Here is a 21,401-nt window from a genome sequence, read left to right as displayed (position 1 = left end):
CGTACGGAAACACGTGGACGCGCTGACCTGGCGGCTCGTCTCCGCACCAGCCCCGGCCGACTGGGACGAGCTGCCCAAGGTGCCGGTGCCCCGCAGACACACTGGCAGGCGGGTAACCCGCAGGCGCAGCCGTCCCCGCACTGGCAGACCGGCCTCCCGCAGGGGCAGCCGTCGCCTCACTGGCAGCACGGCACCCCTCAGACGCAACCAGGCGGCGCGCCGCAGGCGCAGCCTTATCCGCCGGGGCCGTCGGATGCGCCGTTCCGGGCGCCCGCACCCACCGCCCCGGAGCCGCCCCAGGCGACTCCGGGTGGGTTCGCGCCTCCTCAGTAGGCGTACTGGGTCTGCGTGTTGAGCAGCTTCAGCCGGACCGAGGCCGCCGGGTCGGTGCGCTTGTCGGAGATGCGCAGGACGTCCAGCCCCTTCTGGATGTCGCTGCTGTAGATGTAGCCGTTGTAGTAGTACGCCGACCACGAGCCGCCGAGGTCACGCGGCTTGACCGGGCCGCGGTCGAAGTAGCCGATCTCGGCGGGCTTGGTGGAGTCGGTGAAGTCCCAGATCGACACGCCGCCCTGGTACCAGGCCTGGACCATGATGTCCCGGCCCTTGACGGGGATCAGCGAGCCGTTGTGCGCGACGCAGTTCTCCGCGCTGGTCTGGTAGCGCGGGATCTTGTAGTACGCCTTCTTGACCAGCTGGCCGTCCTCGATGTCGTAGATGGCGTCCGCGCCGTGGTCGGGCCCGACCTCCTTGTTGCAGGTCGCCGACGAACCGCCGCCCAGCTCGTCGGTGAAGACGATCTTGGTGCCGGTGTTGTTGAAGGTGGCCGAGTGCCAGAACGCGAAGTTCGTGTCGGTGACCCGGGCGGTGACCTTGGGGCGCTCCCTGTCGGAGATGTCCATCAGGATGCCGTCACCCATGCAGGCGCCCGCGGCGAGGTTCTTCTGGGGGAAGACGGTGATGTCGTGGCAGCCGCTGGTGGGCGTGAGCAGGCCGTCCTGGCGCTCGGTGCCGCCGTCAGGGAAGAGCACGGGCGTCGAGACGACCTTGGCCTTCGTGGGCTTGTCGAGCGGCACCTTGACGATCGAGATCTTGTCGTGCGGCGGCCGGCAGTTCGGGTAGGCGTCGCCGGGGCCGTACGAGGACACGTACAGGTAGACCGAGGTGCCCGCGGTGTCGGGGACCAGCGTGTGCGTGTGGGAGCCGCACGCGGTGCGTACCGACTTGATGTACTTCGGCCGCGCCTTGTCGGTGATGTCGAAGATCCGGATGCCCTCCCACACCTTGTCGGCCGTGGATCGGGGGGACGCCTTGCAGGAGTCGCTGCTGAGCGACTCGTCCACCGACAGGAAGAGCAGGTTGCCCTTGACCGAGACGTCGTTCTGCGCCCCGTAACAGGAGACGCGGCTGACGACGGCGGGCTTCGCCGGGTTGCGGATGTCGTAGATCGTGAAACCGTGGAAGTTGCCCTGGTAGGCGTAGTCGCCCTGGAAGGCCAGGTCGCTGTTGTACGCCTCGGACGTCTTGAACGGCGCCTGCTTGGGGATGTTGGCCACGAGCTTGACGTTGGGGCTGGCCTTGCCGTCGTCGGCCGCGTACGCCGGTGACGCCGACAGCATCAGGGCCACTCCCGCCAACGCCAGCGCGCGGCCGAGTCTGGACGCCACGAGGAGACCTCCTGCTGGGATGCCGATATGAAGGCACCCACTATGTCAGGAAAGATCAGGAGACGGCAGGGCCGCGCGGCCCTGCCGTCCCGCCGAACTGTCAGTCGTCGTGGCCCCAGCCCCACTCGCGGTAGGACTGCTGGGTCTGGACGTTCAGCCGGTCACTGTGGACGCGGTTCGCGCCGTTGGTGAGCGGGTCGTTGATCTTGAGGACGTCGAGGCCCTCGTGGAAGTCGGCCGCGTAGACGTAGCCGTTGTAGTAGTACGCGGACCAGACACCGCCACCGCTACCGTCGGCCCGCGGGCCACGCTCGAAGTAGCCGATCTCCCTCGGGTTCGCCGAGTCGGTGAAGTCCCACACGGAGACGCCGCCCATGTACCAGGCCTGGACCATGATGTCCTTGCCCTTGACCGGGATCAGCGAGCCGTTGTGCGCCACGCAGTTCTCGCTGTCGGCCTGGTAGCGCGTGATCTTGAAGTAGCTCTTGAACTCGAGCTGGCCGTTGGCGATGTCGTAGATGGCGTCCGCGCCGCGGTTCGGGCCGGTGGCCTCGTTGCAGGTGGCCGCGCCGCCGCCGCCGAGCTCGTCGGTGAAGACGACCTTCGTGGCATCGTTGTTGAAGGTCGCCGAGTGCCAGAACGCGAAGTTCAGGTCGGTCTTGCGGGCGGTGACCTTCGGGTTCAGCCGGTCGGAGATGTCGAAGAGGACGCCGTCGCCCATGCACGCGCCCGCCGCGATGTCCTTCTCGGGGTAGGCGGTGATGTCGTGGCAGCCGCTGGTCGGCAGCAGCAGGCCGGGCTGCGTCTCGTTGCCGCCGTCGGGGAAGATGACCGGCGTGGCGGCGACGGCCGCCGCGGTCGGGTTCTGCAGCGGCACCTTGATGATGGAGATCTTGTCGTGCGGCTTCTTGCAGTCGGGGAAGTCATCGGACGGGTTGTACGACGAGACGTAGACGTAGATGTTCCTGCCCTTGTCGCGGCCCTTGCCGGGAACCAGGGTCAGGGTGTGCGAGCCGCAGTTGGTCTCGACCGACTTGATGTACTTGGGCGCGGCCTTGTCGGTGATGTCGAAGATCCGGACGCCTTCCCAGGCCTCCTTTACTTTCGCCGACAGGGCCGTGCTGTTGCAGGAGTCGTCGCTGCGGGAGGAGTCGACTGCGGTGAAGAGCAGGTTGCCATAGACGGAGACGTCCATCTGACTGCCGGGGCAGACGACGGAGCTGACCGGCTTGGCCTGCTTCGGGTCGCTGATGTCGTAGATGGAGAAGCCGCCGTAGTTGCCGACATAGGCGTAGTCACCCTGGAAGGCGATGTCGGTGTTGATCGTGCCGGCGATCGGGGCGGGCTTCGGAACATTCCGGACGTGGGTGACATTCTGGCTGGTCACCACGGTGTCCGGCGGCGGGATGTCGGCGGCCAAGGCGGGCATCGCTGTCGCGGCTAACGCGATGGCGGCTCCTGCCGCGACCGCGATCCTGCGAAGGTTCTGCACTCGGGGCTCCCTTCGGGGGCATAAAGGCCACATAAATGACCGCATTCTGACCCGAAATGTCAGGTTCCGCCTAGCGGGCACTCTGTCAAGATTTTTGATGACTTGCCGTATTTACCTGGTGCCGTTCGGGCGTCTAGAGTGCAACCTCGCAACCCCCCGCAGTCAAGGAGGTCGGGTGCGCAGCGCACTTACCGTCGGCACCTGCGCCATCCTGCTCGTTCTCACCGGATGCTCGGGTGACCCCACCTCTGCTCCCGTGCCCGATGCCAACACCACGGTCCCCGTGATCGCTCCCGGACGTCCGGGCGAGGAGGCCAGGACCCTCGGCCCCAGCGAGGCCGCCACCGCCGTGCCACCGCAGCAGGCCAACGCGGTCGACGTCAGGTACATGCAGAACATGATCGTCCACCATCAGCAGGCCCTGGACATGAGCCTGCTCGCGGCCTCGCGGGCGGCGAGCGACGGCGTCAAACGGCTGGCCTCCAGGATCAACCAGGTCCAGGGCCCCGAGATCGCGATGATGACCGACTGGCTGAAGACCGAGGGCCAGAGCGTCCCCGACCATCACGCGGCCCACGAGGGCATGCCGGGGATGGCCACCCCGCAGCAGATGGAAGCGCTGAAGTCCGCCAGCGGAACGGCCTTCGACCAGCTGTTCATCCAGCTCATGTCCGCCCACCACCAGGGCGCGATCACGATGTCATCCGAGGTGCTGAAGTCCGGCTCCCACCTACGCGTCCAGGAGATCGCCGAGGACATCTCGGTCAGCCAGGCCGCCGAGATCCGCAGAATGCGCGCCCTCCTCCCCCAGGGCTGACCAGGCCCCCTTACTGTGGCGCGGTGACAACTCAGGTAATCGTCCTCAACGGCGGCTCCAGCGCGGGAAAGACGGGGATCACCCGCTGCCTACAGGCCGTCCTGCCACATCCCTGGCTGACCTTCGGGGTCGACACGTTGATCCAGGCGATGCCCGCGTCCATGCGGACCTCGGCTGCCGGCATCGAGTTCACCCCGGACGGAGGGGTGAGCGTCGGGTCGGAGTTCCGGACGCTGGAAGCGGCGTGGATCGAGGGGATCTCCACGATGGCCCGCGCGGGCGCCCGGGTCATCGTCGACGAGGTCTTCCTCGGCGGAGCGGCGTCCCAGGAGCGCTGGCAGAAGGGGCTCGGGGATCTGCACACGCTGTGGGTCGGGGTCAGGTGCGACAGCGCGGTCGCCGCGGGACGCGAGGTCGCACGGGGCGACCGGGTCACGGGGATGGCCGTGTCGCAGGCGGACGTGGTGCACCGGGGCGTGCTCTACGACCTGGAGGTGGACACCACGCACGCGGAGCCCATGGAGTGCGCGCGAGCCATCGCCGCCCAGGTCAGATGAGCAGCCCAGGAGACGGACGAGACGCCGCGACGATCTTCGATTGATCGTCGTGGCGTTGAGCGATGATCCGATTACTGATCGCTACTATCAGTGATGATCGTTTGCTTCCTCCAAACGGCATGACGGGCGCGTCGCCCCTCCGAGGTCATGACCGCCCGAGGACTCGACCGAAGGAGAACGCATGTCCATCGTGAGGTCTACGACCGTCGCGCTGTCCGCAGCCCTGGCGTTCGGTGCCACAGTGATGACGGGAGTGAGCGCGAACGCCGAGGCCCGACCGGCCGCCAAGCCGGCAGCGGCACAGTCAGCGCAGCAGCGCCAGATCATCGGCTCCGGGGCGACGATGCCTGGAGTGGGCTGGGTGTCCTACGGAGCCAACACCGGCATCTACCTCGATGTCGACACCACCTCGGCGCACTTCACCAGCACTCCCGCCTACGTGACCACCATCGGCGGCGCGGGCGCGCACTGGACGCTGACGGGTACCAGCGCCATCTACAACGCCACCCCGACCGGGTTCCGCATCTACGTCCGGTGGGCCGACGGCGGCCGCATCACGCCCGCCGACGCGGTGCAGTTCGGGTGGTACGTCGGCTGGTTCGGTGTCCAGAACCAGTAAGTCCTGACAGCCAAGTCCTGACAGCTAAGTCCTGACAGGGCCACGTCCTCGCCCGGCCGGCCGGGCGAGGACGTGCCGTTGTCGGCTGGTGACGCGGCCAGTCAGGAACCGACCCGCCAGGAGTGCAGGTACTCCTCCTGCTCGGGCGTGAGGGTGTCGATGTCGATGCCGGCCGCGGCCAGCTTGAGCCTGGCCACCTCGTGGTCGATCTCCTCGGGCACGTCGTAGACGCCGGGCTCCAGCCGGGAACGCTCCCCGGCCAGCCACGCGACGGCGAGGGCCTGCGCGGAGAACGACATGTCCATGACGGCGGCCGGGTGCCCCTCGGCCGCGGTCAGGTTGACCAGCCTGCCCTCGGCGAGCAGCAGCAGCCGCCGGCCGTCGGCGAGCACGTACTCGTCGGTGTTGGGCCGCACGCCGCGGTGGACCTCATGGGCCAGCTCATCGAGCGCCCGGACATCGATCTCCACGTCGAAGTGCCCGGCGTTGGCCAGGATCGCGCCGTCCTTCATCACGGCCAGGTGCTCGCTCCGCACCACGTCACGGTTGCCGGTCACGGTCACGAACAGGTCGCCCACCTGGGCGGCCTCCGACATCGGCCGCACCTCGTAGCCTTGCAGGGTGGCGTCGAGCGCCTTGACCGCGTCGATCTCCGTCACGATCACCCGGGCGCCGAAGCCCTTGGCCCGCTCGGCGACCCCTCGGCCGCAGAACCCGAACCCGGCCACCACGATCGTCCGCCCGGCGAGCATGACGTTGGTGGCCCGCATGATCCCGTCGAGCGTCGACTGCCCGGTGCCGTACCGGTTGTCGAACATCCGCTTGGTGCGGGTGTCGTTCACGGCCACGACGGGGAAGCGCAGCGCCTTCTCCGCGGCCATCTGGCGCAGCCGGATGATCCCGGTGGTGGTCTCCTCGCACCCGCCGGTCACGCCGTCGAGCAGGTCGGTCCGCTCGGTGTGCAGGATGTTGACGAGGTCGCACCCGTCGTCGAGGACGAGGTCGGGCCGCAGGTCGAGCGCCTGGTGGATGTGCCGGTAGTAGGTGGCCCGATCGACCCCGGCACGGGCGTGCACGGCCACGCCGTAGGACTCCAGCGCCCCTGCGACGTCGTCCTGCGTCGACAGCGGGTTGGACGCGGCGAGCGCGATCTCCGCGCCTCCCGCCTTCAGCGCCCCCATGAGCACGGCGGTCTCGGCGGTGACGTGCAGACAGGCCGCGATCTTCAGCCCGAGCAGCGGCTGCTCGACGGCGAACCGCTCCCCGATGGCCGTCAGTACGGGCATCGACCGGGCAGCCCAGGAGATCTGCCGCTCCCCGCTCTCCCAGAGATCCATCATCTCAGCCCTTTACCGAAGAAGACGGCCGAAGAACGCGTCGTAACGGCCGCCCGCCGTAGCCGCTGGAGTGCCCTGTTGGACAGTCGCCGGCCGGCGTACGGCGGGTGGCGTCACGTTGGCCTTGCCGTAAAAGACGCTTGTGAAAAGCGCTCCCAAGGAGCGCGACGGCGAGAACGGACGTCGCGCGCTCCTTGGCGAGACCACGGACGGAGAGATCACGCTCCTCCAGAAAACTGCAGATCAGTACCGGTAGTGGTCGGGCTTGTACGGGCCCTCGACGTGGACGCCGATGTACGCGGCCTGCTCCTTGGTCAGCTCGGTGAGCTTGACGCCCAGCGCGTCGAGGTGCAGGCGGGCGACCTTCTCGTCCAGGTGCTTGGGCAGCGTGTAGACGCCGATCGGGTACTCGGACGTCTTGGTGAACAGCTCGATCTGCGCGATCACCTGGTTGGTGAACGAGTTCGACATCACGAAGCTCGGGTGGCCGGTGGCGCAGCCGAGGTTCATCAGGCGGCCCTCGGCCAGCACGATGATCGAGTGCCCGTCAGCGAAGACCCACTCGTCGACCTGCGGCTTGATGTTCCGCTTCACGATACCGGGCAGCTTGGCCAGGCCGGCCATGTCGATCTCGTTGTCGAAGTGCCCGATGTTGGACACGATCGCCTGGTGCTTCATCTGCGCCATGTGGGCGGCGGTGATGATGTTGAAGTTGCCGGTCGTGGTGACGAAGATGTCGGCGATGCCGACGACCTCGTCCAGGGTGGTGACCTGGAAGCCGTCCATGGCCGCCTGGAGCGCGCAGATCGGGTCGATCTCGGTGACGATGACGCGGGCGCCCTGGCCGCGCAGCGCGTCGGCGCAGCCCTTGCCGACGTCGCCGTAGCCGCAGACCACGGCCACCTTGCCGCCGATCAGCACGTCGGTGGCGCGGTTGAGGCCGTCGATGACGGAGTGGCGGCAGCCGTACTTGTTGTCGAACTTGGACTTCGTGACCGAGTCGTTGACGTTGATCGCCGGGAACAGCAGCTGGCCGTTCTTGTGCATCTCGTACAGGCGGTGCACGCCGGTGGTGGTCTCCTCGGTGACGCCCTTGATGCTCTCGGCGATCCTGGTCCAGCGCTTGTCGTCGCCGACCGTGCGGGTGAGCAGGTCGATGATGACGTGCCACTCCTCAGGGTCGTCGGCGGTGGCGGCGGGAACGGCCCCGGCCTTCTCGTACTCGGCACCCTTGTGGACGAGCAGCGTGGCGTCGCCGCCGTCGTCGAGGATCATGTTCGGCGCGTCGCCGCCGGGCCAGGTGAGCGCCTGCTCGGTGCACCACCAGTACTCCTCCAGCGTCTCGCCCTTCCAGGCGAAGACCGGGACGCCCTGCGGGTTCTCGACGGTGCCGTTGGGGCCGACGACGACCGCGGCCGCGGCGTGGTCCTGGGTGGAGAAGATGTTGCAGCTCACCCAGCGCACCTCGGCGCCGAGCGCGACCAGCGTCTCGATGAGGACGGCGGTCTGAATCGTCATGTGCAGCGAGCCCATGATCTTCGCGCCGCGAAGGGGCTGGGCCGCCGCGTGCTCCTTGCGAATCGCCATGAGGCCGGGCATCTCATGCTCGGCGAGCCGGATCTCCTTGCGACCGAAGTCGGCAAGTGAAAGGTCGGCGACCTTGAAGTCCATCTGGTTTCCCCTCGCGTCACGAAGCATGTCGCGGTCGAGTTTAGGCGTCCCTTGGACGGGGACGCGACCCGGGACACAGGATATTGACGTAAGAATGTAAGAATGCGTATCACGGAAGCGGCCAGGCGGCTCGGCATGTCCCCGCGGATGCTCCGGTATCGGGAGGCGCTCGGCCTCCTGCCGCCGGTCAGAGAGCACGGGGCGCACCGCCGGTTCGGCCCCGAGGAGCTCTCGGCCGTGGCGCAGGGCGTGGAGCTGGAGAAGCAGTTCGACGTCTCCCCCGCCGAGCTGGCGTTCGCGCTGCGCGTACTGAGCGAGCCCTCGGTGGCGTCCGCGGTGCGTGACCTGGGCGTCCGCATCGGGCGCATCCAGGTTCCGCGCCGCGCCCTCGACTTCGAGAAGGAGAAGGCCCTGCGCCTGCTCCGCACCCCCGTCCCCGACCGGCCCACTGCCGGTGGATCAGCTTGACCGATCCGCGCAGCCCTACGTGCTGGCGCTGGTGGGGGCGTGGAGTTGCTGGGCCAGCCAGGGCAGGACCTGCGGCAGCTCCCGGTTCCAGGTGTTGAAGTTGTGCCCGCCGCTGGGCAGGATCAGCGACGACGCCTGCATGGGCGGCTTGACCGCGGCCAGGAAGTCCAGGGTCGAGCGGTAGTCGCCCTCACCCTTCTTGCTGCTGGTGACGAGCACGTTGACCGGCGGCGCGGGCAGCGTCGCCAGCCGCCACATCAGGTCGTTGTCGTGCTCGACCGACTTCTGCCCGCCGAACAGGTCGCCCGTGGTGCTGTCGATGATCGTCTTGAAGTAGCCCGACAGCGACACCGCCGCGGAGAACGCCTCGGGGTGGGTCATGGTGAGCTTCAGGGCGCAGTAGCCACCGGTCGAGCCGCCCAGGATCCCCCAGAACTCCCTGCCGGACGCGACCCGGTAGCCGTCCGTCATGTCCTTCTTGACGTCGTCGGTGAAGTACTTCTGGACCTGCGGCCCGCCCGGTACGTCCACGCATTCGGTGTCGCGCGGCAGCACCACGCTGGGGCGCATCATCACCAGGACCGTCGGAGGCACCTGGTGCTTGGCGATCGCGCTCGCCATCCGTCCGGGCAGGTCCATCCTGGTCATCAGGTTGCGGGGGTCGCCCGGGTAGCCGGTCAGCGCGAGGATCGCGGGGAAGCGCTGCTGCTTGTTCTTGAAGTAGGCCGACGGCAGGAACACGTACGCCTGCTCGCTGAGGTGCGTGGTCGGCCCCGGCATGATGACCTGCTCGATCCGCCCGCCGCGCACCGCGCGGCTGTCCAGCACCTGGAGGCCCTGCCCGGCGGTCGTGATGGACGCCGTCCCGGTGTCGGTGCCGAGCAGGTCGTCCCAGGAGCCGTAGAAGCCGTAGTAGGTGTTGACGAGCAACCCGAGCGCGGCGAGCGTGAGCACCTGGTTGCCCGCGAGCACCCCCGCCCGCCCCAGCACCGCGGTCCAGCGCCGCCCGGCCAGCCGCGGCCACGCCCAGACGGTGGCGACCAGCGCCCCGAGCGCCAGCACGCCTACCAGGAGCTGGAGCGGAAACGAAGTGAGTCCCATGCCGCAAGGGATACCCGCCACCCCGTAAGCGGGGAGTTAACGCGCGGATTATCGTCACGGGCGTTTAATGCGGGTGTGAAGCAGATCTCGCGCCCCTGGGTGCCCGCTGCCGCGGGCTACGCGACGCTGGTGATCGGACTCGTCGACATCTTCAAGGCCGTGGCCCCGGGGTTCGGCCGCTGGCGGCCGGTCGCGACCTGGGCCGACGTGGTGCCCGGGATCGTGACGACCGTCGCGCGGGCGTCCTCGCTGGTGGTGGGCATCCTGCTGGTGATGATCGCGCACGCCCTGCGCCGCAGGAAGGTGCGGGCCTGGCGGGCGGTCGTGGTGCTGCTGCCGGTGAGCGCGACCGTGGCCTTCATCCACCAGCGCCATCCCGCCACCGCGGTCATCAGCCTGGTCATCCTGGCCGCGCTGCTGGTGAACCGCCGGGAGTTCTATGCGCTGTCCGACCCGCGCAGCCGATGGCGGGCGCTGTGGAACGTGCTAGCGCTCGGCACGCTCTCGCTCGGCCTCGGCTACCTGATCGTGAGCATGCGCCCGCGGTTCATCGTGGGCGACCCCAGCGTGCTCGACCGGCTCGAACACGTGGTTCTCGGGCTGGTCGGCATCGAGGGCCCGGTCACCTTCACCGTGGACAGGGTGTCCGACCTGGTCTACTTCTCACTGCTCGCGCTCGGCACCGTGACCGCCGTCACCACGGTCTACATGGCGCTGCGCCCGGCACGCCCGATCGCCGAGCTCACGGACGAGGACGAGAAACGCCTGCGCGAGCTGCTCGACCGGCACGGCGAACGCGACTCGCTCGGTTACTTCGCGCTCCGGCGCGACAAGAGCGTGCTCTTCTCCCCGTCCGGCAAGGCCGCGATCGCCTACCGGGTGGTCTCCGGCGTCATGCTGGCCAGCGGCGACCCGATCGGCGACCGCGAGGCGTGGCCCGCGGCGATCAAGGTGTTCATGACGGAGGCCAGGCGGCACGCCTGGGTGCCCGCCGTTATCGGCTGCAGTGAGACGGGCGGCGAGGTGTGGACCCGCGAGGCCGGGATGTCCGCGCTGGAGATAGGTGACGAGGCGGTGGTCGAGGTCGCCGACTTCACGCTGGAGGGGCGGGCGATGCGCAACGTCCGCCAGATGACCAACAGGACCGAGCGGGCCGGCTACACCTGCCTGGTGCGCCGGGTGTCCGACCTGCCGGACGAGGAGAAGGAGCGGATCAGGGCGGCGTCCGTCTCCTGGCGCGGCGCGGAGACCGAGCGCGGCTTCTCGATGGCGCTCGGCCGATTCGGCGACCCCGCCGACGCGGGTTGCGTGGTGGTCACCGCGCACAAGGAGGGCGAGGTCAGGGCGGTGCTGCACTTCGTCCCGTGGGGTCCGCGCGGCGTCTCGCTCGACCTCATGCGCCGCGACCGCGACGCCGACCCCGGCCTGAACGAGCTGTTGATCGTCAAGACGTTGCAGGCGGCGCCCGCGATGGGCATCACCCAGGTCTCGCTCAACTTCGCGATGTTCAGGGCGGCTCTGGCACGCGGCGAGCGGCTCGGTGCCGGGCCGGTGCTGCGGGCCTGGCGCGGCCTGCTGGTCTTCCTGTCGCACTGGTTCCAGATCGAGTCGCTCTACCGGTTCAACGCCAAGTTCCGCCCGATCTGGGAGCCCCGCTTCGTGGTCTACCCGAACGCCCGTGACCTGCCGCGCATCGGCGTCTCGGCGTTGCAGGCAGAGGCGTTCATCACGCTCGGCCAGCCGCTGCTCAAGCGCAGGGTCGCGCGCCTGGTCAGGAACGAGGCGGCGCCGCTCGCCTGACGGTCAGCCGGCCGTCGTGGTACGCGAGCGGTCGAGGTCCGGCTCCAGGTAGATGACCCGCGCGATCGGGACGACGGCGCGGATCCGCTGCTCGGCCTCGTCGATGCCCCTGGCCACCTCGGACGCCGTGTCATCGTGCTCCACCGCGATCTTCGCGGCCACCAGCAGCTCCTCGGGCCCCAGGTGCATGGTCCGCATGTGAATCACCCTGGCCACCTCGGGCGAGCCCTCCAGCGCGGCGCGGATCTGCCGCTCCATCTCGGGCGAGGCGCCCTCGCCGACGAGGAGCGACTTGGTCTCGATGGCGAGCACGATCGCGATGACGGCCAGCAGCACGCCGATCATCAGCGTGCCGACGCCGTCCCAGACGCCGTTGCCCGTGATCACCGCCATCGCCACGCCGAACAGCGCGAAGACCAGGCCGAGCAGCGCGCCGAGGTCCTCCAGCAGGATCACGGGCAGCTCAGGTGACTTGGACCTGCGGATGAACGTCACCCACGACTGCTTGCCGCGCAGCGGGTTCGACTCCTTGATCGCCGTGCGGAAGGAGAAGCCCTCCGCGATGATCGCGAAGATCAGCACGGCGAACGCCCAGATCGGCGACTCCACGTCGTGCGGAGTCATGATCTTGGAGACGCCCTCGTACAGGGAGAAGGCCGCGCCGATCGTGAACAGCACGACGGCCACCACGAACGCGTAGAAGTAGCGCTCGCGGCCGTAGCCGAACGGGTGCAGCTGATCGCGTTCGCGCTGCGCCCGCTTACCGCCGATCAGCAGCAGGAGCTGGTTGCCCGAGTCGGCGACCGAGTGGATGCCCTCGGCCAGCATCGACGACGATCCGGTGAAGAACGCGGCCACGAACTTCGCCAGGGCGATGGACAGGTTGGCCGTCAACGCCGCAATGATTGCTTTCGTACCGCCGCTCGCGCTCACCGGTCAGTCTCCACTCTTCGTGCTACTGGCATGGCCTGAAAAGGGATCCTATTGGGAAATCCTGGCCTTGAGCTCAGAGATCGCCGTTACCGGGGTCGGATCGACGCCGTAGCCGAGCGCCAGGTAGGTCGAGGCGTAGTCACCCAGCCCGATCAGCGTGGCCAGCCGCTCCAGCGGGTGTGCCCCCTCCGCGGCCAGCTCGCTGACCGGCACGCCACGGTCGTGCGCGAGCCGCACGGACGCCTCACGGCGGCGCGCGACCTGCGGGTGCTCCTCCACGTCGCGCAGCATCACCAGCCTGATCGTGCGGCCGGCGGTGTCGGCGAAGATGTCGCGCTCGGCCAGCGGCCCGTCGAGGGCCACCACCTGGTTGTGGTTGGCCTCGGGCAGCTCGCCGAAGAGCGCCGGATACTTGCCGTTCTCGTTGAGCTGGCAGGCCAGCCGGTACGCGGCCACACCCGCGACCCGCGACGAGCCCCAGATCATCGGGACGCTGTCAGCCAGCTCCATGGCCAGCGACTTGCCCGGGTTCACGAACGACTCGCTGGTCGGCCGGCACTGGTGCGCCACCCCTTCCAGCGCCCTGGCCACGCTCTCGAACACGCCGTCGTCGGTCCGCGCCAGCCCCAGCACGTCGGCGGCCACGATCAGCGGCGCCGTCAGCAGCCAGATGTTCGCGCGGGACTGCCCCCTGACGGGCACCGGCACGTGCAGCGCGGACGCCTGCCTGGCCACCGCCTCCAGCGGCGTGTCGGGGCCGCTCACGGTGAGCAGCGTGCAGCCACGCCGCACCGCCTCCGTCGCCGCCGACAGCGTCTCCTCGGTGCGGCCCGAGCACGACACCGCGATCACCAGGTCGCTGGCGCCCACCCAGCCGGGCAGCTGGTACGAGCGCGACGTCACGATCGGCAGCGGCGCGCCGTTGCCGCAGACCGCGGCGAGCATGTCGCCGGCGATGGCCGACGCGCCCACGCCGATGACCACGATCGCCCGCGGACGCCCCTGCGCGGCCAGCCGGTCGACGCCCGCCTCGACCGCCTGGCGGTACCCGGTGCGGACCTGGGCGGCGGACGCGGCGACTGCGGGCAGCATGCCGCCCGGATCACCCTCGGCCAGATGATGCTGGTCGTCGAGCCGCTCGGGCTCCCAGGTCACGGCTTCCTGGCCTCGTCGACGAGCAGGACGGGGATGTCATCCCGCACCGGGTAGATCAGGCCACAACCCGTGCAGACCAGCTCCTCCGACTCGCTCTCCGCGCGCAGCGGCGACTTGCACGCCGGGCACGCCAGGATCTCCAGCAGCCAGTCGTCGATCTTCACTCTGACACCCTTCTCACGATGGCGAGGACTTCGTCCCTGATCGCCGTCATCTCGGTCTCGTCGGCCGCCTCGGCGTTCAGCCGGAGCAGCGGCTCGGTGTTGGACGCCCGCAGGTTGAACCACCAGCCGGAACCGCTCACGGTCAGGCCGTCGAGCTCGTCGAACGCGCCGCGCGAGGCGAACGCCTGGCGCACCCGGGCCAGGGCGTCGCGCTGGTCGGCGACCGTGCTGTTGATCTCGCCAGAGGCGTGGTAGCGGGAGTAGGCCGACACCACCTCCGACAGCGGCCGCGCCTGCTCGCCCAGCGCGGCCAGCACATGCATGGCCGCCAGCAGGCCCGAGTCGGCGAACCAGAAGTCGCGGAAGTAGTAGTGCGCGGAGTGCTCGCCGCCGAAGACCGCGCCGGTGCGGGCCATCTCGGCCTTGATGAACGAGTGCCCCACGCGGGTGCGGACCGGCTCGCCGCCGTGCTCGCGGACGATCTCGGGGACGCCCAGCGACGTGATCAGGTTGTGGATGATCGTCGCGCCCGGGTGTTTGGCCAGCTCGCGGGCGGCGACCAGCGCGGTGACGGCCGAGGGCGAGACCGACTCGCCGCGCTCGTCGATCACCCAGCAGCGGTCGGCGTCGCCGTCGAAGGCCAGCCCGAGGTCGGCGCCCGCCGCCAGCACGGCCTTCTGGAGGTCGCGCAGGTTCGCAGGTTCGAGCGGGTTGGCCTCGTGGTTGGGGAAGGAGCCGTCGAGCTCGAAGTAGAGCGGGGTCAGCTCGATCGGCAGCCCGTCGAACACGGCGGGGACGGTGTGGCCGCCCATGCCGTTGCCCGCGTCGACGACGACCTTGAGCGGCCTGATCGCCGACAGGTCGACCAGCTTGCGCAGGTGGTCGGCGTAGCCCTGGAGCAGGTCCTTCTCGATCACCGAGCCCTTGGCCACCGCGGCGCCGCCGACCAGCTCGGCCGCCAGGTCGCGGATCTGGGTGAGCCCCGAGTCGCTCCCGATCGGCACCGCGCCGGCGCGGCACATCTTCATCCCGTTGTACTGGGCGGGGTTGTGGCTGGCGGTGAACATCACGCCGGGCAGGCCGAGGCTGCCGCTCGCGTAGTAGAGCAGGTCGGTGGAGCCGAGCCCGGCGTGGACGACGTCGGCGCCGCGCCCGGTCACGCCGCGGACGAACGCGGCGGCCAGTGGCGCGGACGACTCGCGCATGTCATGCGCGACCACGACCGAACGCGCCCCTGTGACCTCCACGAAAGCCGCCCCCACGGCCTCGGCGGTCGGCTCGTCGAGCTCGTCAGGCACTACGCCGCGAACGTCGTACGCCTTGAAGATCTTGGCGAGGTCGCCCACTCTCCAGCTCCGCCCCTAGGTCGTCTACGTATGAACGAGCCTACCGGTCGCGGTGTTGCTGGGCCGACCGGAGAACCCGCAGGTGCCCCCTGCGGCCGACCTCGACTCCCTGCCCGACCGGCTCGCCACCGCCGGACGGCGTGGGCCTGGCGGCCTCCCTGACGGCGTTGGCCAGTGCCTCAAGGTCGTCGGAGCTGGGTGAATTGCCGTCGGTGGGCAGGCGCACCACCTCCCAGCCGCGAGGAGCGGTCAGCCTCTCGGCATGTTCGGCGCACAGGTCGTAACAGTGTGGCTCGGCGTACGTCGCCAGAGGGCCGAGAACAGCGGTCGAGTCGGCGTATACGTACGTGAGCGTGAAGACGGCAGGCTGGCTGCAAGCGGTGCGGGAACAGCGGCGGACGGGGCTCACGGAGGGACCGTATCTGGTAAGAGTGCGAGGCGCCACTATCTGAGCGCTCTTAACGAGCGTGTCGCCACAATTCGGACACCTGTCGCAGGCTTTCCACCCACATGCCCCGATGCCGCCACCCCGTAGACTTGGCCCGTGACTCACAAGCGCGGCCCACGACGTCGTGACCGCCACGGCCGCGGCCTGCGCGGGCCGATCGCGCCGTCGCACGTGCCCATCGCGCGGTCCCGGAGCGAGCGGTTCGACGACCTCGTGCTCGACGCCGTCGACCGGCTCAAGCCGCAGTGGGGCAGGCAGCTCGCCGCGGTCGAGTTCGCCGTCGAGGACGTACCGCCGCTCAGCGAGCTCGGCGACGGGCCGAGCCTGGGCGCGGAGCCGATCCCGTTCGGCCGCGCCGACACCGCGAGCGGGCAGCACCCGGCGTCGATCGTCGTCTACCGGCGTCCGCTGGAGGCCCGCGCGCGCGACCGTGACACGCTCGGCGCGCTGGTGCACGACACGGTCGTCGAGCAGGTGGCCACGCTCCTCGGCCTCTCGCCGGAAACGGTCGATCCGGGGTACGACGACCGCCGTTAGGCGCTCTGCTACCTCTGTCCCGCCGGTGCGCGCACGCGAAAAGGGGTCACACGGCGAACCCGTGTGACCCCTTTGTGGATATCCCTAAACGGCCTGGCGCTTGATCCTTCTGCGCTCCCGCTCAGACAGCCCACCCCAGATGCCGAACCGCTCATCGTGCTCGAGTGCGTACTCAAGGCACTCGGCACGGACCTCGCACGATCGGCAGACCTTCTTGGCCTCTCGGGTGGAGCCGCCCTTCTCCGGGAAGAACGCCTCCGGATCCGTCTGCGCGCACAGTGCGCGCTCCTGCCAGCCGAGTTCTTCAGCGTCAAGCTGATCCTGTGCGATGACCAGATCGGTCACTGCACACCTCCCTGCCGCCCGCCCGCAATGGAGCCCCCCATGGAACGCCTTCCTTACTACCCACCCACAGGAAGGCGTAACAACATGGTTGTAATTACACGCGCGTGCCGCACGCGGCGTCAAGCGGCATGCCGCTATCCGGGGAAAGGCCGACCCTCGCCCCGGTGTGCATGGCATGTGATGTTCGCACCTGGCCTGACACCTGATCCATGGCATCGGCCTGGCGTGTTCAACGCTGTCAGCGGTCGGAACCGTACCAGGGCGGGATAGACACCCGCCCGTGGCCCACCTTCTCTCTAGCCGGCATTTGCGGGTCCGTTACCTGCGTGGCTCGTTGGGGGTGTATATAGCCGTGGGATCGATCGGGTCGTCCCCCTGCCGGGAGGAGTCGCCGAGCGCGTCGCCGCGATAGCTCGCGGGGTCGAGCCGCATGGTCGACTCGCCGTGCGGCTCGGGCCAGGCCGCCGCCTGGTGAGTCGGCTGGTAGCTCTGGGGGGCGTACTGACCCTGCTGGGGTTCGTACGGCTGGGAGTGCTGCGGCTGCTGGGAGTACTGAGGGGCGGCCTGGGGGTGGGCCTGCTGGGGGTGGGCCTGCTGAGGGTTGGCGTGCTGGTTGTGCGCCTGCTGGGGGTGCGCCTGCTGGGGGTGGCCGAACGGGTCGTCGTACGGCCTGGCCTGCTGGCTGGAGTAGTCGGGCACCCGCAGGTCCGGCTGGGTGCCGGCCGCCGTCTGGTAGGTCTCGGCCTGCTGGTAGGCGTGGTGCAGCTGCTGCGAGCGGGGGTCAACGGGCAGGTCCGGCTCCTGGTACGCGGGAGGGGTCGCGTACTCGTTACCGGAGTAGCCGGTGAACGGCTGCCCACCCTGCTGGGCGCCCAGTTGGTCGCCCTGCTGGTCGAACGCGCTCTGGCCGCCGTAGTAGGGCTGCTGGCCGTACTGCGGCTGCTCCTGCTGGGGGTTCGGCACGCTCGGCGCGGTCTCACCGGACACGTACGACGCGGGCTCCGGAGGCGCGTACGGGTTCGGCTGGTTGTCGGGAGCGTACGGGTTCGGCTGGGCGTCGCCGAACGTGCCCTGCTGGCCGTAGGCGTTCGGCTGGCTGTCGGCCGGGATGTACGGGGCGGGCTGGTACTCCGACGGCGGCTGGTAGCCGGTGTCGGGAAGGGTCTCGGAAGGCGTGTACGCGTTCTGCGCGGCGGCCGGGGCGTAACCCTGGTCGGCGGGCGCGTAGCCCTGACTGCTGGGGGTGTATCCCTGCTCGGCGGGGGCGTAGCCGTGGTCCGGCTGACCGTAGCCGGCCTGGCCGGAGGGCTGCTCGGCCGGAGCGAACCCCTGGCCGGGCTGCGTGTGGCCCTGGCCGTATCCCTGCTCAGGCTGCCCGGCGACCTGGCCTGCCTGGGCGAAACCCTGCTCCGGCTGAGCGGCCCCGTAACCCTGGTCAGGCTGGGCGGCCCCGTAACCCTGCTCGGGCTGCGCGGCCTGCCCGTAACTCGGCTCGGGCTGCGCGAAGCCCTGGTCGGGCTGTCCGTATCCCTGGTCGGTCTGGCTGCGGTTCTGGTCTGACGGCGCGGCCGGGAGGGCCGCCCTCGGCTGCGGGGTGGCGGGCTGAGGGGTGGCGGGCTGGGGCTGCTGCGGTGCCTGCTGGCCGAAGCCGGGCTGCTGACCGAAGGGCTGCTCCGGCTGGCCGCCGTAGCTCGGCGGCTGCTGCCCATAACCGGCCTGCTGGGCGAAGGGCTGCTCCGGCTGGCCGCCCTGGCTCGGCGGCTGCTGCCCATAGCCGGGCTGCTGGGCGAAGGACGGCTCGGGCTGACCGCCGTAGCTCGGCGGCTGCTGCCCGTAACCGGGCTGCTGGGCGAAGGACGGCTCGGGCTGGCCGCCGTAGCTCGGCGGCTGCTGGCCATAACCGGCCTGCTGGCCGTAGCCGACCTGGTGCCCGGTGCCGCCCGGATGGCCGAACTGCGCGGCCGACTGGGCGGGGATGACCTGCGGCAGCAGGTAGGCCAGCGCGATCGCCGACAGCGCGAGCCGCGGGACACCCGTGAGGAGGAGCTGCGCCGTCGGCAGGCCGCCGGCACCCGCGAACAGGCCGAGCAGCAGCGCCAGCGCCCCGAAAGCGGTGGCGAGGGCGAGCCCGGCCGCCGCGCCGTACGTGATGGGCTTGGCCTTGGGCGACGGCTCGCCGACCTTGGTCATCAGCAGCACCGCGCCGAGCAGGAGCGCTGTCACAACCGGGCTGCTGAGGCTGGAGAAGGCGGAGAAGGCACGCCCGGTGAGGGACACACCACCGCCGTACGGGCCGTTGGACGCACCGACGAGCATCCTGACGACCGACAGCAGGACGTCCAGCCCACCTGCGGAAAGCATGATCCAGGCGGCCGGCTCGCGCAGCCTGGCGACGTCGAATTTGCTCACAAGTACCCCCATTGGACCCTTTAGCCCGACGTGAGTTTGCCACATCACCGACCGCAACGGCGGGAGTCCCAGGAACCTCACTGATCTCTCTTTTGTACTTTTCCCACGGTGCTGGGCTCTTTCAGGTGGAGAAGATGTTCAAAGCCGACTCCCGAGACAGGGATGTCAGAGGCCGGTGGAAGACTGGTCCGCATGCACATCGTGTCCCTCGCCGGTGGCATCGGCGGCGCCCGATTCCTGCGCGGCCTGCGCGCGGCGGTCCCCGAAGCCCAACTCACCGTGATCGGCAACACGGGCGACGACATCACCCTGTTCGGCCTGCGCGTCTGCCCCGACCTCGACACCGTCATGTACACCCTGGGCGGCGGCATCAACGAGGAGCAGGGCTGGGGGCGGGCCAAGGAGTCGCACGTCGTCAAGGAGGAGCTGGCGGCGTACGGGGTCGAGCCGCAGTGGTTCGGCCTCGGCGACCGCGACTTCGCCACGCACATCGTCCGCTCGCAGATGCTGGAGGCGGGCTACCCGCTGTCGCAGATCACCGAGGCGCTGTGCGCGCGCTGGCGGCCGGGCGTTCGGCTGCTGCCGATGACCGACGACCGCTGCGAGACCCACGTGGTCATCACCGACGAGCGCGGGCGGCGCGCGATCCACTTCCAGGAGTGGTGGGTGCGGCTGCGCGCCTCGGTTCCCGCCGAGTCGATCGCGCTGATCGGCGTCGAGACGGCCAAGCCCGCTCCCGGCGTGCTTGAGGCGATCGACGACGCCGACCTGGTCATCCTGCCGCCGTCGAACCCGGTGGTGAGCATCGGCACGATCCTGCAGGTTCCCGGCGTCCGCGACGCGCTGCTCGGCAAGACGGTGGTGGGCGTCTCCCCCATCATCGGCGGCGCGCCCGTGCGCGGCATGGCCGACGCCTGCCTGACGGCGATCGGCGTCGAGACGACGGCCCAGGCGGTGCTCGAGCTGTACGGCGCCGACCTGATCGACGGCTGGCTTGTCGCGCCCGAGGACGACGGCGTCACCCTCGACGGCGTGCGGGTGGTGGCCCGGCCGATCCTCATGCACGACGCCGACGCGACGGCCGACATCGCCCGCGCCGCCCTCGACCTCGCCCAGGAGCTCGCCCGATGATCGAGAACACCGTCGAGGTCGTCCCCGTCCACGGCATCGGTGAGGTGCGTCCCGGCGACGACCTGGCGGCCCTGCTCAAGGGCGCCGACCTGCGCGACGGCGACATCGTGGTGATCACCTCGAAGATCGTGAGCAAGGCCGAGGGCCGGGTCAGGCAGGCGCCCGACCGCACCGCGGCGATCGAGGAGGAGACCGAGCGGGTGGTCGCCAGGCGCGGCGACACCGTGATCTCCCAGACCCGCCACGGTTTCGTGATGGCCGCCGCCGGAGTCGACGCGTCCAACACCGACCCGGGCACGGTGCTGCTGCTGCCCGAGGACTCCGACGCGTCGGCCAGGCGCGTCAGGGCGGCGCTGCCGCAGAAGGTCGGCGTGATCATCTCCGACACGTTCGGGCGGCCGTGGCGCCACGGCCTCACCGACGTCGCCATCGGAGCCGCGGGCGTGCTCAGCCTGGAGGACTTCCGCGGCGAGACCGACGGCTACGGCAACCCGCTGAAGGCCACGGTCACCGCGCTGGCCGACGAGATCGCGGGCGCGGCCGAGCTGGTCAAGGGCAAGCTGGCCGGGGTCCCCGTGGCGGTGGTGCGCGGGCTGTCCCACCTGGTCACCGACGACGACGGGCCCGGCGTCCGGCCGCTGATCCGTCCGGCCGACGACGACCTGTTCCGGTACGGCTCGCGCGACGTCGTGTTCGCCCGCCGCACGATCAGAGAGTTCTCCGACCGGCCCGTCGACCCGGAGGCGGTGCGGCGGGCGGTCGCCGCGGGCATCGCCGCCCCCGCCCCCCACCACACGACCCCGTGGCGGTTCGTCCTGGTGGAGTCGGCGCGGGCCCGGCTGGAGCTGGTCGACGCGATGCGCGAGGCCTGGATCGCCGACCTGCGCGGCGACGGCTTCACCGAGCAGTCGATCGCCAAGCGCGTCAAGCGCGGTGACGTGCTGCGCAACGCCCCCTACCTGGTGGTGCCGTGCCTGGTGATGGAGGGCTCGCACACCTACCGCGACGACCGGCGCAACGCGTCCGAGCGGGAGATGTTCGTGGTCGCCACGGGGGCGGGAGTGGAGAACTTCCTCATCCAGCTCGCCGTCGAGGGGCTGGGGTCGGCCTGGGTGTCGTCCACGATGTTCTGCCGCCCGGTCGTCCGCGAGGTGCTGGACCTGCCGGAGTCGTGGGACCCGATGGGCTGCGTCGCGGTCGGTCACGCCGCTGCCCCGCCGCGCGACCGCGCGCCCCGCGACCCCCAGGACTTCATCCTGACCCGCTGACCAGGTCCGGGCACCGCGCGCCCCGCCGCTCTCCGCCGTGGCGCGCCGACCGGAGCTGGGCACACCACCGCGTCACGCCGCTCTCACGCTGACGCGCCGACCTGCGACGGGCACACCGCCGCGCGTCACGCCGACC

20 protein-coding genes are annotated in these 21,401 nt (G+C 69.9%); 8 read left to right on the top strand and 12 right to left on the bottom strand.

Annotation, left to right across the window (positions count from 1 at the left end; genetic code table 11):
• Positions 1 to 326: 326 nt before the first annotated feature.
• Together ABZ297_RS38980 and ABZ297_RS38975 are read right to left on the bottom strand one after the other, a co-directional pair.
• The gene (locus tag ABZ297_RS38980; RefSeq protein WP_355356991.1) at positions 327 to 1,619 is read right to left on the bottom strand and encodes a hypothetical protein; all 1,293 of its coding nucleotides are present in this window, start codon (positions 1,617 to 1,619) and stop codon (positions 327 to 329) included.
• A gap of 148 nt (positions 1,620 to 1,767) precedes the next feature.
• A complete protein-coding gene (locus tag ABZ297_RS38975; RefSeq protein ID WP_355356989.1) occupies positions 1,768 to 3,096 on the bottom strand; it encodes a hypothetical protein in 1,329 nt (442 codons plus the stop codon).
• Positions 3,097 to 3,334: 238 nt separating this feature from the next.
• On the opposite strand from ABZ297_RS38975, the gene ABZ297_RS38970 reads away from it, so the two are divergent.
• The 3 genes from ABZ297_RS38970 (at position 3,335) to ABZ297_RS38960 (ending at position 5,152) form a co-directional block, all read left to right on the top strand.
• A complete protein-coding gene (locus tag ABZ297_RS38970) occupies positions 3,335 to 3,976 on the top strand; it encodes a DUF305 domain-containing protein (RefSeq protein WP_355356985.1) in 642 nt (213 codons plus the stop codon).
• A gap of 23 nt (positions 3,977 to 3,999) precedes the next feature.
• Positions 4,000 to 4,533 (top strand): chloramphenicol phosphotransferase CPT, encoded by a 534-nt coding sequence (cpt, locus tag ABZ297_RS38965; protein ID WP_355356983.1) that lies wholly within the window; start codon positions 4,000 to 4,002, stop codon positions 4,531 to 4,533.
• 181 nt (positions 4,534 to 4,714) lie between these two features.
• Positions 4,715 to 5,152 (top strand): hypothetical protein, encoded by a 438-nt coding sequence (locus ABZ297_RS38960; protein WP_355356981.1) that lies wholly within the window; start codon positions 4,715 to 4,717, stop codon positions 5,150 to 5,152.
• Positions 5,153 to 5,253: 101 nt separating this feature from the next.
• Here the strand turns inward: ABZ297_RS38960 and ABZ297_RS38955 are convergent, their stop codons facing one another.
• Both ABZ297_RS38955 and ahcY read right to left on the bottom strand, forming a co-directional pair.
• Positions 5,254 to 6,489 carry an adenosylhomocysteinase gene (locus ABZ297_RS38955; protein WP_355356987.1) on the bottom strand — a complete coding sequence of 412 codons (1,236 nt, stop codon included), beginning with the start codon at positions 6,487 to 6,489 and terminating at the stop codon, positions 5,254 to 5,256.
• A gap of 243 nt (positions 6,490 to 6,732) precedes the next feature.
• A complete protein-coding gene (ahcY, locus tag ABZ297_RS38950; protein ID WP_355356979.1) occupies positions 6,733 to 8,160 on the bottom strand; it encodes an adenosylhomocysteinase in 1,428 nt (475 codons plus the stop codon).
• A gap of 102 nt (positions 8,161 to 8,262) precedes the next feature.
• Between ahcY and ABZ297_RS38945 the strand changes: the two genes are divergently transcribed.
• Positions 8,263 to 8,628, top strand: a complete 366-nt coding sequence (locus ABZ297_RS38945; protein WP_355356977.1) for a MerR family transcriptional regulator — start codon at positions 8,263 to 8,265, stop codon at positions 8,626 to 8,628.
• Positions 8,629 to 8,643: 15 nt separating this feature from the next.
• Here the strand turns inward: ABZ297_RS38945 and ABZ297_RS38940 are convergent, their stop codons facing one another.
• Positions 8,644 to 9,729: an alpha/beta hydrolase-fold protein gene (locus ABZ297_RS38940; RefSeq protein ID WP_355356975.1), complete on the bottom strand. Its 1,086-nt coding sequence runs from the start codon at positions 9,727 to 9,729 to the stop codon at positions 8,644 to 8,646.
• A gap of 75 nt (positions 9,730 to 9,804) precedes the next feature.
• Here ABZ297_RS38940 and ABZ297_RS38935 point away from each other — a divergent pair, with 75 nt between their 5' ends.
• Complete coding sequence (locus tag ABZ297_RS38935) at positions 9,805 to 11,529, top strand: phosphatidylglycerol lysyltransferase domain-containing protein (RefSeq protein ID WP_355356973.1); 1,725 nt, start codon at positions 9,805 to 9,807, stop codon at positions 11,527 to 11,529.
• 3 nt (positions 11,530 to 11,532) lie between these two features.
• On the opposite strand, the gene ABZ297_RS38930 is transcribed toward ABZ297_RS38935, so the two are convergent.
• Genes ABZ297_RS38930 through ABZ297_RS38910 form a run of 5 tightly spaced genes read right to left on the bottom strand, consistent with a single transcriptional unit; the run spans position 11,533 to position 15,536 of the window.
• Positions 11,533 to 12,462 (bottom strand): cation diffusion facilitator family transporter, encoded by a 930-nt coding sequence (locus ABZ297_RS38930; protein WP_355356972.1) that lies wholly within the window; start codon positions 12,460 to 12,462, stop codon positions 11,533 to 11,535.
• 48 nt (positions 12,463 to 12,510) lie between these two features.
• On the bottom strand, positions 12,511 to 13,617 hold the full coding sequence (locus ABZ297_RS38925; protein ID WP_355356970.1) for an SIS domain-containing protein: 1,107 nt from the start codon (positions 13,615 to 13,617) through the stop codon (positions 12,511 to 12,513).
• A complete protein-coding gene (locus ABZ297_RS38920) occupies positions 13,614 to 13,781 on the bottom strand; it encodes a Trm112 family protein (protein ID WP_350803531.1) in 168 nt (55 codons plus the stop codon). The genes ABZ297_RS38925 and ABZ297_RS38920 overlap by 4 nt, the downstream gene beginning before the upstream one ends.
• Positions 13,778 to 15,127: a phosphomannomutase/phosphoglucomutase gene (locus ABZ297_RS38915; RefSeq protein WP_355356968.1), complete on the bottom strand. Its 1,350-nt coding sequence runs from the start codon at positions 15,125 to 15,127 to the stop codon at positions 13,778 to 13,780. Before ABZ297_RS38915 ends, ABZ297_RS38920 begins: the two co-directional genes overlap by 4 nt.
• Positions 15,128 to 15,167: 40 nt before the next feature.
• Positions 15,168 to 15,536 (bottom strand): DUF3499 domain-containing protein, encoded by a 369-nt coding sequence (locus ABZ297_RS38910; protein ID WP_219466545.1) that lies wholly within the window; start codon positions 15,534 to 15,536, stop codon positions 15,168 to 15,170.
• A 135-nt stretch (positions 15,537 to 15,671) separates the two neighbouring features.
• Between ABZ297_RS38910 and ABZ297_RS38905 the strand changes: the two genes are divergently transcribed.
• Entirely contained in the window at positions 15,672 to 16,112 is a 441-nt protein-coding gene (locus tag ABZ297_RS38905) for a metallopeptidase family protein (RefSeq protein ID WP_355356966.1), read from the top strand.
• Between the two features lie 84 nt (positions 16,113 to 16,196).
• Here ABZ297_RS38905 and ABZ297_RS38900 read toward each other — a convergent pair whose 3' ends face one another.
• Together ABZ297_RS38900 and ABZ297_RS38895 are read right to left on the bottom strand one after the other, a co-directional pair.
• Positions 16,197 to 16,457: a WhiB family transcriptional regulator gene (locus ABZ297_RS38900; RefSeq protein WP_049564653.1), complete on the bottom strand. Its 261-nt coding sequence runs from the start codon at positions 16,455 to 16,457 to the stop codon at positions 16,197 to 16,199.
• Positions 16,458 to 16,775: 318 nt separating this feature from the next.
• A complete protein-coding gene (locus ABZ297_RS38895) occupies positions 16,776 to 18,866 on the bottom strand; it encodes a hypothetical protein (RefSeq protein WP_355356964.1) in 2,091 nt (696 codons plus the stop codon).
• A gap of 192 nt (positions 18,867 to 19,058) precedes the next feature.
• On the opposite strand from ABZ297_RS38895, the gene cofD reads away from it, so the two are divergent.
• Together cofD and ABZ297_RS38885 are read left to right on the top strand one after the other, a co-directional pair.
• Complete coding sequence (gene cofD, locus ABZ297_RS38890; protein ID WP_355356962.1) at positions 19,059 to 19,997, top strand: 2-phospho-L-lactate transferase; 939 nt, start codon at positions 19,059 to 19,061, stop codon at positions 19,995 to 19,997.
• Positions 19,994 to 21,265 carry a coenzyme F420-0:L-glutamate ligase gene (locus tag ABZ297_RS38885; RefSeq protein ID WP_355356960.1) on the top strand — a complete coding sequence of 424 codons (1,272 nt, stop codon included), beginning with the start codon at positions 19,994 to 19,996 and terminating at the stop codon, positions 21,263 to 21,265. Before cofD ends, ABZ297_RS38885 begins: the two co-directional genes overlap by 4 nt.
• Positions 21,266 to 21,401: the final 136 nt, after the last annotated feature.

The sequence above is a fragment of the Nonomuraea sp. NPDC005983 genome (assembly GCF_040614375.1).
Taxonomy (GTDB): Bacteria; Actinomycetota; Actinomycetes; order Streptosporangiales; family Streptosporangiaceae; genus Nonomuraea.
The sequence above is the reverse complement of the archived record's forward strand: the minus strand, read 5'-3'. Positions and strand labels throughout refer to the sequence as shown.